This is a genomic window from Corynebacterium sp. c3Ub_189, from assembly GCF_039907195.1.
Lineage (GTDB): Bacteria > Actinomycetota > Actinomycetes > Mycobacteriales > Mycobacteriaceae > Corynebacterium.
Genome location: NZ_JASBOF010000012.1, coordinates 12,273 through 26,254, shown reverse-complemented (window position 1 = coordinate 26,254; position 13,982 = coordinate 12,273). Strand labels below are relative to the sequence as shown.

Sequence of the window (13,982 nt, the reverse complement as noted above, 5' to 3'; positions counted from 1 at the left end):
AAGTGTATGTTCGAATGGTAGCCTTAGCGGCATGAACTTCAACGCTGCCTACGGCGCCATGCGCGAGCACACCACACCCATTCCTACCCCGCCTTGGGTGCGTTTGGGCTCGTCCATCCTCATCGGTGCGGCCGTGGCACTCTTGGCTAGCCGCGCGCATATCTTTGCCGCACTGGTTGGGGCGCTCGTATGCCTCGTGGCGGCCTTCGTTCTCGTCTTTGCCCACCCCTACCGCCGCGCGATGCGCGCTTATGCCGACAAGCGCAACGTCACTCTGGTTCCCACCATCGCACAGCTCGTGCCGCTTATGGTCTTGTGGCTTATGGTGATGCTCGCGCCCATCGTGGCCCTGCCCGCATGGGGCGCCGGTCTGGTGTGGCTAGTGGTCTTTGGGCTGAGCTTTTTCGTCTTCCCCCATGTGGATGGCACGCGCCGGCTCGCGTTTGCCTAATCTATACGACACTTTTCGGGGTTATCCACAGCTTTTCCGGCCCACGGCGGGTATGCAGGGCGGGTTATCCACAGAATCGGCCGTAGCGATTGCGCCGGCCCTGCGCCGGTGCAGGCGCGCACCGTAGCGTTGCAGGCATGAACGCACTCGAGACCTACCTCACCGCCTTGGGCCCTGGCATGGATATCATCGCCGGGTGCCAAGGCATGTCCGGGTCCGAGCTCATGGACCGCGGCGCGCCCGATGCCATCGCCGCCGACCTGCTGCTTTTGTGCGAAAGCTACTTCGGCCGCACCAAATTTACGCGCCTGCAGCGCCGCGCTATTGCCGACGCCCGCCGCAACACCCACTCCATCGCCACCCTTACGGCCCTCGAGCGCATTGTTAACCGCGCGCCCAGCAAAAAGCAGGCCTGGCAGCTGCGCGCGGAATGCTGCGCGATGACCGGCTCGATGAGCCGCATCCTTAAACACGCCCGACGGCGCCTGCGTGAGATGAAAGACGACACCGTAAGCCCAGGCGTGCGCACTTACCGACGCCCCAATGATTACTGGACGCTTGCCATCACCGGAACCTCTAGTTTCATCGCGGATCTCAACGCAGCGCTGGCCGCGACCGGAAAGCAATCGCTCGAGGCGGTAGAAAAGATCTTCTTTGACCAAGCTGCGGCCGCGCGGGCAGAAGTGGTGACCAATGCCATCGTGCCGTTAGACAAATTCATCCGCATCCGCGACGGCCGCGGCGATGATATCGAGCTCGATCTGACCAATGGCGCCACCATCACCGGCACCGAATATCTACGCCGCGTGCTCAACGACGTCGGCTTTGCTGGCGACAAAGAAACCGGCTACGTCACGCTCGTGCACCCCGAAGAAGGTCCAGTCAATCTCTACCGCACGGCGCGCGTGGCCAATGACAAGCAGCGCATTATGGCCGCTGCAGAAAATCCACGCTGCGCCTGGCCGGGCTGCAACCAACCGGCCGACCTCTCCCAAGTTCACCACCTCAAGGCGTGGAGCAATGGCGGGGAGACGAATATGAAAAACCTGGTCATGTGCTGCGCTTACCATAATGGTGTCAACGACGATGACCCCAACGCCCCACCTCGGCGCGGCCGCCTCGAGCGGGTGGGCGGGCGCATTGTGTGGCGGCCACCGTTTACCCCGCGTGAGTAAACGCCGGCGCCAAAACGAGCGAAAGGCGCTCAGCACTAGACTGAGCGCCTTCTACGCATGCCGTTTTACTCCCACTCGATGGTTCCCGGTGGCTTGGAGGTGCAGTCCAAGACCACGCGGTTGACGTCCTTAACCTCGTTGGTGATGCGGGTAGAAATCTTCTCCAGCACCTCGTACGGCAAGCGAGTCCAGTCCGCGGTCATGGCGTCCTCCGAGGACACTGGGCGCAGCACGATCGGGTGGCCGTAAGTGCGGCCGTCGCCCTGCACGCCAACGGAGCGGACATCGGCCAGCAGTACTACCGGGCACTGCCAAATCTGGTCATCCAGGCCGGCATTGGTCAGCTCGGTGCGGGCAATGAGGTCTGCCTCGCGCAGGGTTTCCAAGCGCTCCTCGGTTACCTCACCGATGATGCGGATACCCAATCCCGGGCCTGGGAATGGCTGGCGGCTAACGATCTCTTCCGGCAGACCCAGCTCGCGGCCGACGGCACGCACCTCGTCCTTAAACAGCAGGCGCAACGGCTCAACCAGTTCGAACTCCACGTCATCTGGCAGACCGCCGACATTGTGGTGAGACTTAATATTCGCCGTGCCATCGCCGCCGCCAGACTCGACGACGTCCGGGTACAGAGTGCCCTGAACGAGGTAGTCGATGGTGGAGCCTGCAGGGGCGTCGTCAAGCACGCCTGCAACCGCGCGCTCAAAGGAACGGATAAACTCCGCACCGATGGCCTTGCGCTTGGCTTCTGGGTCGCTAACGCCTGCCAACTTATCTAGAAAGGCGGCGCGCTCATCCGCAGTCACCAGCTTCGCGCCGGTGGAGGCAACGAAGTCCTTTTCTACCTGCTCGCGCTCGCCGGCACGCAGCAAGCCGTGGTCAACAAAGACACAGGTGAGGCGATCACCAATGGCACGCTGCACCAGTGCGGCCGCCACAGCGGAATCTACACCGCCGGACAGACCACAAATAGCGCGGCCTTCCTCGCCCACCTGCGCGCGGACATCCGCGATGAGCTGCTCGGCGATATTATCGGCCGTCCAATTCTGCTCTAGGCCAGCGATCTCGGTAAGGAAACGGGTAAGCACCTCTTGGCCGTGCGGCGAGTGGAGCACCTCAGGGTGGTACTGCACGCCGGCCATCTGCTTGGCTGGGCACTCCATAGCGGCAACGGGAGCACCGGCCGAAGTAGCAGTAACCTCAAAGCCTTCGGGAGCGGCAGATACGGCATCGCCGTGGGACATCCACACTTTGTGGGTAGCCTCCAGGCCTTCGTGAAGTACACCGCCCTTAACATTCATATCGGTACGGCCGTACTCACGCTCGCCGGTGGAAGAGACAGTGCCACCAAGCGCATGGTTCATGGCCTGGAAGCCGTAGCAAATGCCGAAAACCGGAATGCCGAGCTCAAGTAGCTCCGGCTTGAGGGCCGGGGCGCCATCGGCATATACGGAAGAAGGTCCACCCGACAAAATGAGAGCGGCTGGATCCTTTGCTTTAATTTCCTCTACAGAAGCGGAGTTGGGGACAACCTCGGAGTAAATCTTGGCCTCGCGCACGCGACGGGCAATAAGCTGCGCGTACTGAGCGCCAAAGTCCACAACGAGGACGGGGCGCGGGGTAGTATTTGGCTTAGTCACGCCCCATAGTCTAACCCACTAAACTGATAGCTTATGAAGCGCTTGACTATTGTGCTCGCCGCGGGGCTGTTGTTGTGCGGTTGTGACGCCACCCCAACTACGGCCGAGGTGGCGTCTGCGCTGGATGAACAAGGCCCGCAACAGGTGACGCTTCCGGCCGCGGAAGTCTTTGGAAGCGAGTGGGATGAGTGGGTTCCATTGTGCGGCACGCAGCAGGCAGAGCGCGTGGGGCATCCAGAAGTAGCGCAAAATTCGGTGGTTCTACGCGCGAGCGGCGAAGAAAAGGTTGTAGAGCTCAATCCCGCGGGAGTACGTGTGTGCCCAGTCCACAACGCAGGGCAATGGCGGCCGATGACGGGCAAGACCACGTGGAGGCGTGAGGGCGGCTGGCAATTGGTTTCCTAACCACTCTCCTACCTCGCCAACTGGTATCTGTTCGGCGGCGAAGGAAGCCCTGAGACAAAGAAACGCGGCTGCGCCAAGAAGGCACAGCCGCGTCGGGGACTCTCGCGCGGATTAGTAGCGCACGGCGAGTTCGACCTTCTGGAAGGACTTCAAGTCGGTGTAGCCGCACTTGGCCATGGAACGGCGCAGCGCGCCGACCAGGTTGGTGCGGCCGAAGGGCTCGCTGGAGGGACCGTGCAGCACGGTTTCCAGCGACGGGGCGGCCGACTCTTCGGCGGCTTCGGCCGGGGTACCGGTGGTGAGGAAATCAACGTCCAAGTCGGTATCGGCCCCGGAGAACTGAACGAAACCGCGTGGGAAACGCGGGTGGCCGGCCGTGGCGGGCCAGTACCAGCCCTTGCCGCCGGCCTCGCGGGCCTGGGCAAGCAGTGGGCCGAGAGCAACACCGTCAGCGCCGCAGGCAAAAGCCTTGGCAATATTGCCGGAGTTTTCGAACTCGGTATCGGCGATGATGTGGACATAACGGCCGCCGGTCTCGTCGAGGTAGTCGCGGCGGGCTGCGGCGGCGTCGGCAATCGCAGTGCCCATGGCCGAGTCGATGCCCACGGTCTCGGCGTTGGTGGTCACCCCCGCGCCTACGATGACGCCGGCCGCGCCGGTACGCATCAGGTGTAGCGCGGTGGTGTAGTCGGTAACTCCGCCGGCAATGACGGGAACGTCCAGCGAGCCAATGAACTCCTTGAGGTTCAGCGGCTCACCGCCGGTAGCCACGTGCTCGGCCGAGACCAGGGTGCCCTGGATAAACAGCAACTCGGCACCGGCCGCGATGACCTTCGGGGCCATCTCGCGAGCATTTTGCGGAGAAACGCGCACAGCAACGGTAACTCCGGAGTCGCGGACTTGGGAGATGCGCTCGGTAAGGAGGGCGTCGTCAAGCGGGGCGGCGTGCAGCTCCTGGATGATGGAGTTATCGCCCGGCTGCGAGTAAATGCGGGCCAGGGCGCCCTCGAGGTCCTTGTGGCGACCCCACAGGCCCTCGGCATTGATGACGCCGAGGCCACCTTGCTTGCCCATCTCGATGATGAACTCAGGGGTGGCGAGCGCATCGGTGGGGTGGGACACGAAGGGGATGTCGAAGGTATAGGCGTCGATGTGCCAGGTGGTGTCCACGTCCTTGGAGGAACGGGTGCGGCGCTGCGGCACGATGGATAGTTGCTCTAGATCGAAGGTGCGGCGGGCCTCGCGGCCGATGCCGATTTCGGCGTATTCACGCATGATATTCCTAGCGGTAGTTTGGTGCTTCTGCGATTTGCTGCAAGTGGTGCGGGTGGGATTCCTTTAGGCCCGCGGCGGTGATTTGGACGAAGCGCTTGGTCTTCAACTCGGCCAGGGTGGCGGAGCCGGTATAGCCCATGGAAGCGCGCAATCCGCCGATAATCTGGTGCACGATGGCATCGATATCGCCGCGGAAGGGCACGCGGCCCTCGACGCCTTCCGGAACCAGCTTGTCCTCGCTGCGCACATCGGCCTGGAAGTAGCGGTCCTTGGAGTAGGAGCGCTTCTCGCCGGAAAGTCCGCGGCCCTGCATGGCGCCCATGGAGCCCATGCCGCGGTAGCGCTTGTACTGCTTGCCCTGGTAGACCACGATGTCACCGGGGGCTTCGGTGGTACCGGCAAACATGGAGCCCAGCATGACGGTATCGGCGCCAGCCGCCAGAGCCTTGGCGACGTCGCCCGAGTACTGCATGCCACCATCGCCGATAACCGGTACACCGGCCGGGCCAGCTACTGCGGCGGCCTCCATCAGGGCCGTAATCTGCGGCGCGCCCACGCCGGCGACGACGCGGGTGGTGCAAATGGAACCCGGGCCGATGCCGACCTTGATGGCGTCGGCGCCGGCATCGATCATTGCCTGTGCGGCCTCGCGGGTGGCGAGGTTACCGCCGATGACATCGACCTTGGAACCGAAATCCTTTTGTACGCGGGAGACCATTTCCAGCACGCGGTTGTTGTGGGCGTGGGCGGAGTCGACGACGAGGGCGTCCACGCCGGCGTCGACAAGCGCGGCGGCGCGCTGGTAGGACTCCTCGCCGGTACCGATGCCGGCCGCAACCAACAGGCGGCCGGCCGAGTCCTTGGACGCGTTGGGATACTGCTCGGTCTTGACAAAGTCCTTGACGGTGATCAGACCGGTGAGCTTATTATCCGCATCGACGATGGGCAGCTTTTCCACCTTATTGGCCGAAAGCAGTTCGAGGGCTTCCTTCTTAGATACACCCTCGCGCGCAACAACAAGCGGCATGGCCGTCATGACCTCGCTGACCTTGCGGTCAAAGTCAGGCTCGAAGCGCATATCGCGGTTGGTGCAAATGCCCATCAGGGTGCCGTCCTCGTCTACCACCGGCAGGCCGGAAATACGGAAGCGGGCGCACAGCGCGTCTACTTCCCCGATGGTCATATCCGGGCGCGCAGTGATGGGGTCGGTGACCATGCCGGACTCGGAGCGCTTCACAATCTCGACCTGCTCGGCCTGGTCCTCGGTAGAAAGGTTGCGGTGCAGCACGCCGATGCCACCCTGGCGGGCCATGGCAATGGCCATGCGGGCCTCGGTCACGGTATCCATGGCGGCCGAGGCAAGCGGAACGCCGAGGCGGATATTGCGGGTAAATTGCGCGCCGGTATCGACCTCGGAGGGCACGATATTGGATTCGGCGGGCAAAAGGAGCACATCGTCAAAGGTCAGGCCGCGCAGGGCTACCTTGTTCGGGTCATCTCCACCAGTATGAATACGGTTCTCGCTCATCGAGGTCTCTCCTTAACAGGTTTAGCGGCTAACCCAACTGTAGTGCGTTGCCGGCCGAAGACACCATTTGGGCAGGGGTAAATTGCCTCGGGCGAGCAAGTTCAATAGGCTCGCAGGCGTGAACTTCTTCGCCAATATGCCCCGCGATCCTTTCGCCGACGACCCGAATGACCCAGCCTCCTTCTTGGAGGAGGACGAGCAGGTCATGCCGCTTACCGACGACGACCGGATCGCCATCATCCACGACCTCGCGCTGGTGCAGAAATTCGCCTCCATCCTCGGCCCACGCGGCATCGATGGCATCTTCTTCCTGTGCGAGGATTGCCAGGAGAACCACTTCTATGAGTGGGATATTATGGCCGCTAATATGCGCGCTACGCTCGAAGGGGAGCTAGCGCCCGTGCATGAGCCGGGCGCCGAGCCAGATCCCTCCCGCTACGTGCCCTGGGACTATGCCTTGGGCTACTTGGATGGCCTGGAGGGCCGCTAGCTACTACTGCTGTTGCTGGCCCAGTTCGATGGTGGTCGTAGGCTCGTCCTCAACGTTGGGATTAGGCTGCGGGTTTTGCTGGGCCTGCTCAGTGACTACCACGGTTTCGGTGGCGTACTGCGTTTCGGTCACGGTGGCCGGTTCCGGCCGCTGCTCCGGCTGAGAGGCTTCTTCCGCCACGGTTTCGGTGGCGGTCTCCGTAACGGTGTGCGGGGTGGGCTTCGGGTGCGCAGAGCGCTTTTGTTCGGCCTCACGGTTAGCGGCGATGGCCTTTTCTTCCTTACCTTCGGCTTCATCCAGCTTGGCGCGGGCGTCCTTCATTAGTTCGCGGGCGCCTTCAATATCGCCTTCGGCCGCGCGAGATTCCATCTCTTCCAGCGTGCCGGCCAGCTCTACATTGCGGGTCTTATCGCCCTTATCAAAGGTTCCGGCGTGCAGCATGGCTCCACCGGCTCCAGCGATGACTAGAGTTGCGGCCGCCGCACCGATGAGCCCATGTACGAACGGGCCGCCACGGCGGCGCTTGCGGGCCTGGCCTAGGTCGATGACCTCAGGCTCAGCATCGGCGCCTTCTACCAGCGGGGCTGGAGGCATCTGCTTGTCGACGTCCCCCTTTAACTCCAGCAGCAGCTCCGCCAGGTCATCCTGGCCGTCGGAAGGGTTAGTTCCCTTCGAAAGCTCGGTGAGGAATGCATCATCATCTACCAAGGGCTGGAGCTGGTCTGCTAGGCCGGCATTATCGCCGTGGTGCTTCGGTGCCATGATGGTGTCTCTCCCCCTTCCTTTCTATTAAGAGATATCTGCTGTAAGAGTCGGCCTCTAGGCCCTTAGCGCGCAGTTTCCTGGGCGGCTTGGAGAGCCTTTCGCAATTGAGCGAGTGCTCGGTGTTGTGCGACACGAACCGCACCTGGGGTGGAACCCACAATTTCCGCGGTCTCTTCTGCCGACAAACCGTTGAACACACGCAGAATAACGATGTTTTTCGCCTTGTCACTTAACGTATCGAGCAAGGCGCGCATTCTGTTACTACCGTCGGCCTCCAATGCCCACTCTTCAGGGGTTGCGTCATGCGCGGAGTCTTCCGGAATTTCTTCGGTAGGGGTGGACTTATCGCGCCCCATGGCGCGGTGGGCATCGGTGACCTTATTGAACGCGATGCCGTAGACATAGGCCATAAACGGGCGGCCTTTGTCCTCGTAGGAGCCAATAGAGGTGGCCACTGCAAGACAGATCTCTTGGGCTACATCCTCCGCGGTAGGTTGGCGGCCGCCGCCGATGCGGGCGCGGCAGTAGCGCAGCACCTGCGGGTGAATGATCCGCAGGACTTTTTGCAGCGCTCGACGGCTGCCGTCGACGGCATGCGGGACGAGATCCGCTAGCTCCTGTTCCTTATCACTCACGTATGCACCCTCTGACATGTTTTAAACCGGTAACTAACCATATTGGCACACGGGAAGTTTATGCAAAGGCGACGCGCGGCCCCAGCGCCTGCGCAACCCGAGCGGCAGAAAATTCACAAACCGTTAACCTTTGTTGTTTCCGCTGGTAAACAGCAGTGCCGGAGGGGTGAGCTGGGGAAGAATACCTAAAAGTCAAAAATAGGTAACCCATCGTTAACCCACGCGCGAAACACTACGTGAGGTTGCTTCCCGTAACGCTGCGGAAGCCCCACAAGAATTCTCGCCCTTACAAAGGAGCTAAGTAACGTGTCTCAGCCTCATTTGCTTCCCGGTCCCACCGCTGACCTGTGGGATTGGCAGCTACAAGGCGCCTGCCGCGGAGAAAACTCAGACGTATTTTATCACCCAGATGGCGAGCGCGGCCGTGCCCGCGCCCAGCGCGAGAACCGTGCCAAGGCCATCTGCAATTCCTGCCCGGTCATTGATCTGTGCCGCGAGCATGCCCTGCAATCCGCCGAGCCTTACGGCGTCTGGGGCGGCATGAGCGAATCCGAGCGTGTCGTTGCACTGCGCCAACGCCGCCGCGCCGCCGCGCCGGTCAACGCTTAAGGCAGAAGGTTAGGAGGAGACGAGGGCGTCGGCAAGAAAGCGCCCCGTCACTGAGTCTTGCTGCTCGGCTAAATCGGCCGGGGTGCCGCTAAAGACAAGCTGGCCGCCGGCCGAACCGGCGCCGGGGCCCAAGTCGAGGGCGTGATCCGCATGCGCGAGAACGGCCAGATTGTGGTCGATGCAGACGACGGTATGTCCGGAGTCCACCAGCTCATCCAGCAGCGCCAGAATCCGCGCGGTATCCGCTGGGTGCAGGCCGGTGGTGGGCTCATCGAGGATCAGCACATCAGCGGTGGATTTCTTATCGCTCAGGTGCGCCGCAAGTTTGAGGCGCTGACGCTCGCCGCCGGACAAAGTAGATAGCGGCTGGCCTAGGGTGGCATACCCTAGGCCGACAGTGCACAGAGTATCGCAGATTTTCGCCGCGGCCGGTGCCCTCGCATTCGGGGCACATGCCGCCGGTGCGCTCGAACCGGCGCACCTCCTTGGTGCCGTTGACCTCGATGGTGCCCTGGCCGGAGGCGGAGGGCACATTAAAGGAGTAGGCCGCCGGGCCGCCGGCGCGCGGGGTGGCCATGCGCGAGTACAGCACGCGCAGCATGGCAGTGATATCGGTAGCGGTGCCAAAGGTAGAGCGGGATGAGGCGGCCATAGGCTCCTGGCCCACCACGATCGCGGCCGTGAGATGCTCTAGCTTATCGACGTCCGGCCGGGCCAACGATGGCATAAACCCCTGCACGAAGCCAGGGTAGGTCTCGTTGATAAGCCGCTGGGACTCGGCCGCGATGGTGTCGAAGACCAAGGAGGATTTGCCGGAGCCGGATACACCGGTGAAGACGGTGAGCCGGCGCTTGGGGATAGACAGGGAGATATCGCGCAGGTTGTTTTCGCGCGCGCCGGTGACCTTGATGTATTCCACGGCCCTAGTCTAGGCACAACAAAACCCGCCACGCGGCAAGCGGGGCGGGCGTTGTTGGGAAGGTTTAATGCTGGTGACCGTGACCGGCGTCAGCAGGCTGCTCTTCCTGTGGCTTTTCCACCACGGAGGCCTCGGTGGTAAGAACCATACGGGCCACGGAGGTGGCATTGACCACGGCCGAGTGGGTGACCTTGACTGGGTCGATAATGCCGTTATCGATGAGGTTGCCGTACTCCAGGGTATTGGCGTTGAAGCCCTCACCGTTGGACATCTCGGCAACGCGGGAGACGACGACGGCGCCGTCGAGGCCAGCGTTTTCGGCGATCCAGTAGGCCGGGCGGGTCAGGGCGCGGGCGACGGCGAGAACGCCGACCTTAGCCTCGCCCTCGAAGCCCTCAGCGAAGGACTCGAGTTCCTTAGAAATCTGGACCAGCACGGAGCCGCCGCCGGCGATGACACCCTCTTCAACGGCCGCGCGGGCAGCGTTGATGGCGTCTTCGACGCGCAGCTTGCGCTCGTTGACCTCGGTCTCGGTAGCCGCACCAACGCGGATGACGGCCACGCCGCCGGAGAGCTTAGCCAGGCGCTCCTCGAGCTTTTCCTTGTCCCAGGTGGAATCGGTGCGCTCGATGTCGCGTCGGATGTGCTCGCGGCGTTCTTCTACTGCCTCAGCGGTGCCGCCGCCATCGACGATGACGGTGTCATCCTTGGTGATGGTCACGCGGCGGGCAGAACCGAGCACGTCAAGGCCAGCCTCGTTGAGGTTGACGCCCACCTCTGGGTCGATGACGGTGGCGCCGGTAACGACGGCCAGGTCATCCATGAATCCCTTGCGACGCTCGCCAAAGTACGGAGCCTTCACGGCCGCGACCTTGAGCACCTTGCGGATGGAGTTGACGACGAGCGCCTGCAGCGGCTCGCCCTCGATGTCCTCCGCGATGATGAGGGTCGGGCGGTTGGTCTCGGCGATCTTCTCCAGCAGCGGCAGGAAGTCCGGCAGGGAGGAGATCTTGTTGCGGACGAGCAATACTGCGGCGTCATCCAGCACGGCGTGGCAGGTCTCTTCCTCCGTAGCGAAGTACGGGGAAAGGTAGCCCTTGTCAAAGGAAATACCCTCGGTGACGTCGACGGCGGAGTCGATGGTCTGGGATTCCTCGACGGTGACAACGCCGTCCTTGCCCACCTTGTCCATGGCGCCGGCAACCATCTCGCCAACCTCCGGGTCGCGGGAGGAGACGGTGGCTACCTGGGCGATTTCAGAGGAGGAGTTGACCGCGGTGGCGCGGGCCTTGAGCTCCTCGACGGCCTTTTCGGCCGCCGCCGCGATGCCACGGTTGAGCTCGATGGGGTTGGCACCGGCCGCTACGTTGCGCAGGCCCTCGAAGATAAGCGCCTGGGCCAGCAAGGTAGCGGTGGTGGTGCCGTCACCTGCGGTGTCATTGGTCTTGACCGCAACGGACTTGACCAGCTGCGCGCCGAGGTTCTCGAAGGGCTCCTCGATGTCAATATCACGGGCGATGGTCACGCCGTCATTGGTGACGGTGGGGCCACCGAAAGCCTTGGACAGCACGACGTTGCGGCCGCGCGGGCCGAGGGTGACCTTGACGGCATCAGCCAGCGTATCGACGCCACGCTGGATTCCCTCGCGGGCTTCTTGGTCGAATGCAATAAGCTTTGCCATAAGTGGGCCTACTTCTCGATGACGGCGAGCAGGTCACGGGAGGACAGCAGCAGGTACTCCTCACCGTTGTACTTCAGCTCGGTGCCGCCGTACTTGGAAAAGACCACGGTATCGCCCTCGTTGACGCCTACCGGGGTGACCTCACCCTTGTCGTTGGTGCGGCCTGGGCCTACTGCAACGACGGTAGCTTCCTGCGGCTTTTCCTTGGCGGAATCCGGGATAACCAGGCCGGAAGCGGTGGTGGTTTCAGCTTCTACGATCTGTACGAGGACGCGGTCCTCGAGAGGCTTAATGTTTGCCATGATGTTTCCTCCGTAGTGTTCGTATGCGCGCCGGTATGGCGCGCGCGTGCCGGTTGTGGATGTCCAGCACAGCCGTCGTCGCGGGTGAACAACTGTGGGTCAAACAACCTGATTAGCACTCTACCCTCGTGACTGCTAACCCTCAACAATGACCCGGCCCACATTCCTACGCCCTCAGCGATCCTTTCAGCGCTCTCGTTGCCCGGCGTGGACAAAGCCGGCCAGCGCCAGCTTGACGACGCCCACGGCGATAAACATGGCACCAAAAATCACGGCGAAAGCCGACCACCACAGCTCGTCTACCAGCGTTCGGCCGAAGGAAACCTGTGGGGTGAGCAGGTGGTGGAGAGGGAGGAGCGTCGCCAAGCACAGCGCCCAGACCACGCCGGCCGCAGTCAGGGTGAGGCACGCCGCCTCCCCCACTTGCACGCGCGCCCAGGCCAAGGGGGTGGCGCCGGCCAGGGTGAGGCCGCGAATATCGGAGTCGATGCGCCCGCGCATGAGCAGTGAGGTAAGCACGGCGCCCACGATGCTGGGGGCAAAGACCGGCCCTAAAAGGGCGACGAAGACCTGCCACGAGGACAAGGTGCCGCCGGCGCCTGCGTCGTTTCCAAAGCGCAGGCCCGAGCCGACGGCGACGATAAAGCCGCCGATGAGCACCCACGGCACGATGTGTGGGGTAGAAAAGTGCCGGCGCACCCGCACGTTGGCCCCAGCGATGCCGGCCGCGCGGGTCCATTGGTCGATGCCGGGCATGAGCCAAGGTAAGAAGACGACAACGAGGATGACAAGCCCCATCTCGGCCGAGAGGAGGTCGCCGGGGTCATCGATGTGCAGGCACCCGTAGACCGTGCCGCCGATGGCCGCGGCCGCAAGCGCGAATTTCACCAGAAGCCACGCCGGATGTGCGGGAGTACGCGGCCGGAACACGCGGCGCAGTGGAGGCAGCGCCCCCACCACGGCCGCGGACGTGCAGACGGCTACCGCAATGGCGGTGACCTGACCGGTAATGGCGATATCCGGCATGGGGATACTGTCGCTGCGCAGAGCACGCACGCACGGCGCAAGCAGAGGTCGGGCCGGCAGCACGCCGAGAAAACCGGCAGTCGCGCTGACCGCAGCGACTTGGCCCAGAATGAAGGCAATAATCATCCATCCGGGCATGCCCACCATGCGCCAAGAACGGTAGACCGGCTCGCGCTCAGCGATGATAAGGCGCATCTGCGATAGCGTCACCAACACCACCACGCACAGGGCCATGCCGAGCACCGTGCCACCCAGCGGGCCGGCGGGGTTCTCTTCGGCCCCGGAGGAAGCCACCAGCATGGCCAGCGCCAGGGTGCACGAAGCGGAGGACACCACCAGGGTCAGCGCCACGGCCAGCCACGATAGCCAATTGGACTGTAAGTCCTTAAGCCACACCAGCATGGGCCACCTCCTCTAAGGAGATGATCCTGTCGGCCGCCTCAGCAGCGAGGTGCGAGTGAGTCACCATAACCACGCTGGCTCCATCGCGGGCGGCGGCGCGCAGGTGGGAAAGGACGGTGGTTGCGGTGGCGTCGTCAAGCGCGCCCGTAGGCTCGTCGGCGAAGATATAGGGCGCCTGGGCCAGCAGTGCCCGGGCGACGGCCACGCGTTGCTGCTGCCCGCCGGAAAGCTGCGCGGGCAGGCGGCGCTCCAACCCGCTAAGGCCGAGCGAGTCAAAGACCTCCGCCACCTGGCCGCGTGCAGGGCGCCGGCCGGAAAAGCGCGCGGTCAAGGTGGCATTGCGCTGCGCGTTGAGGGATTCCAGCAGGTTATAGTCCTGAAACACAAAGGCTCGCTGCTTGCGCCCCGGCGCATTGACTCGGCCGGAGGTGGGCTTATCCAGCCCGGATAGCAGGTTCAACAGCGTGGTTTTTCCGCTGCCGGAAGGCCCCATGATGGCGACGAATTCCCCTGGGGCGATGGACACATTCACGCGATTGAGCACGGTGCGGCGGCCGTAGCGCTTGCTGAGGTTATCTGCTTTTAACATGCCTTTGATTCCACTCGGCCGCGCAGAAGAAAGACATGGAGTGGGCCGCCCAGAAAATGGTAGAGCTAGCTCTACTGCCCCACCCTGGGT

At 63.0% G+C, this 13,982-nt stretch carries 14 protein-coding genes and 1 pseudogene; 5 read left to right on the top strand and 10 right to left on the bottom strand.

Translation table 11 applies throughout. The features are described from left to right. Positions 1-31: 31 nt before the first annotated feature. The gene (locus QKD99_RS07225; RefSeq protein ID WP_294165576.1) at positions 32-451 is read left to right on the top strand and encodes a hypothetical protein; all 420 of its coding nucleotides are present in this window, start codon (positions 32-34) and stop codon (positions 449-451) included. Between the two features lie 137 nt (positions 452-588). Further along, positions 589-1,626, top strand: coding sequence for an HNH endonuclease signature motif containing protein (locus QKD99_RS07220; protein ID WP_347951107.1), 1,038 nt, complete (start codon positions 589-591; stop codon positions 1,624-1,626). A gap of 65 nt (positions 1,627-1,691) precedes the next feature. Here QKD99_RS07220 and guaA read toward each other — a convergent pair whose 3' ends face one another. Beyond that, positions 1,692-3,266 (bottom strand): glutamine-hydrolyzing GMP synthase, encoded by a 1,575-nt coding sequence (gene guaA / locus QKD99_RS07215; RefSeq protein WP_294165581.1) that lies wholly within the window; start codon positions 3,264-3,266, stop codon positions 1,692-1,694. A 33-nt stretch (positions 3,267-3,299) separates the two neighbouring features. On the opposite strand from guaA, the gene QKD99_RS07210 reads away from it, so the two are divergent. Then, positions 3,300-3,671, top strand: a complete 372-nt coding sequence (locus QKD99_RS07210) for a hypothetical protein (RefSeq protein WP_347951106.1) — start codon at positions 3,300-3,302, stop codon at positions 3,669-3,671. A gap of 111 nt (positions 3,672-3,782) precedes the next feature. Here QKD99_RS07210 and QKD99_RS07205 read toward each other — a convergent pair whose 3' ends face one another. After that, positions 3,783-4,946 carry a GuaB3 family IMP dehydrogenase-related protein gene (locus QKD99_RS07205; protein WP_284767788.1) on the bottom strand — a complete coding sequence of 388 codons (1,164 nt, stop codon included), beginning with the start codon at positions 4,944-4,946 and terminating at the stop codon, positions 3,783-3,785. 7 nt (positions 4,947-4,953) lie between these two features. Further along, positions 4,954-6,474 (bottom strand): IMP dehydrogenase, encoded by a 1,521-nt coding sequence (gene guaB, locus QKD99_RS07200; RefSeq protein WP_086587817.1) that lies wholly within the window; start codon positions 6,472-6,474, stop codon positions 4,954-4,956. 118 nt (positions 6,475-6,592) lie between these two features. On the opposite strand from guaB, the gene QKD99_RS07195 reads away from it, so the two are divergent. Beyond that, positions 6,593-6,964, top strand: coding sequence for a DUF5319 domain-containing protein (locus QKD99_RS07195; RefSeq protein ID WP_005326826.1), 372 nt, complete (start codon positions 6,593-6,595; stop codon positions 6,962-6,964). 3 nt (positions 6,965-6,967) lie between these two features. Here QKD99_RS07195 and QKD99_RS07190 read toward each other — a convergent pair whose 3' ends face one another. Together QKD99_RS07190 and QKD99_RS07185 are read right to left on the bottom strand one after the other, a co-directional pair. Then, positions 6,968-7,726 (bottom strand): hypothetical protein, encoded by a 759-nt coding sequence (locus QKD99_RS07190; RefSeq protein WP_284767786.1) that lies wholly within the window; start codon positions 7,724-7,726, stop codon positions 6,968-6,970. A 65-nt stretch (positions 7,727-7,791) separates the two neighbouring features. Further along, positions 7,792-8,364: a sigma-70 family RNA polymerase sigma factor gene (locus tag QKD99_RS07185; RefSeq protein ID WP_347951105.1), complete on the bottom strand. Its 573-nt coding sequence runs from the start codon at positions 8,362-8,364 to the stop codon at positions 7,792-7,794. A gap of 306 nt (positions 8,365-8,670) precedes the next feature. Between QKD99_RS07185 and QKD99_RS07180 the strand changes: the two genes are divergently transcribed. After that, positions 8,671-8,973 carry a WhiB family transcriptional regulator gene (locus QKD99_RS07180; RefSeq protein WP_005326832.1) on the top strand — a complete coding sequence of 101 codons (303 nt, stop codon included), beginning with the start codon at positions 8,671-8,673 and terminating at the stop codon, positions 8,971-8,973. A gap of 27 nt (positions 8,974-9,000) precedes the next feature. Here QKD99_RS07180 and QKD99_RS07175 read toward each other — a convergent pair. From QKD99_RS07175 to QKD99_RS07155, 5 genes and pseudogenes are all read right to left on the bottom strand, one after another. Next, positions 9,001-9,892: pseudogene (locus QKD99_RS07175) on the bottom strand (ATP-binding cassette domain-containing protein); the annotation flags it as partial. 64 nt (positions 9,893-9,956) lie between these two features. Further along, complete coding sequence (groL, locus tag QKD99_RS07170; protein ID WP_347951104.1) at positions 9,957-11,573, bottom strand: chaperonin GroEL; 1,617 nt, start codon at positions 11,571-11,573, stop codon at positions 9,957-9,959. An 8-nt stretch (positions 11,574-11,581) separates the two neighbouring features. Then, the gene (groES, locus tag QKD99_RS07165; RefSeq protein ID WP_005322702.1) at positions 11,582-11,875 is read right to left on the bottom strand and encodes a co-chaperone GroES; all 294 of its coding nucleotides are present in this window, start codon (positions 11,873-11,875) and stop codon (positions 11,582-11,584) included. A gap of 186 nt (positions 11,876-12,061) precedes the next feature. Then, positions 12,062-13,303 (bottom strand): FtsX-like permease family protein, encoded by a 1,242-nt coding sequence (locus QKD99_RS07160; RefSeq protein WP_347951103.1) that lies wholly within the window; start codon positions 13,301-13,303, stop codon positions 12,062-12,064. Then, positions 13,287-13,892, bottom strand: a complete 606-nt coding sequence (locus QKD99_RS07155) for an ABC transporter ATP-binding protein (protein WP_179387407.1) — start codon at positions 13,890-13,892, stop codon at positions 13,287-13,289. The genes QKD99_RS07160 and QKD99_RS07155 overlap by 17 nt, the downstream gene beginning before the upstream one ends. Positions 13,893-13,982: the final 90 nt, after the last annotated feature.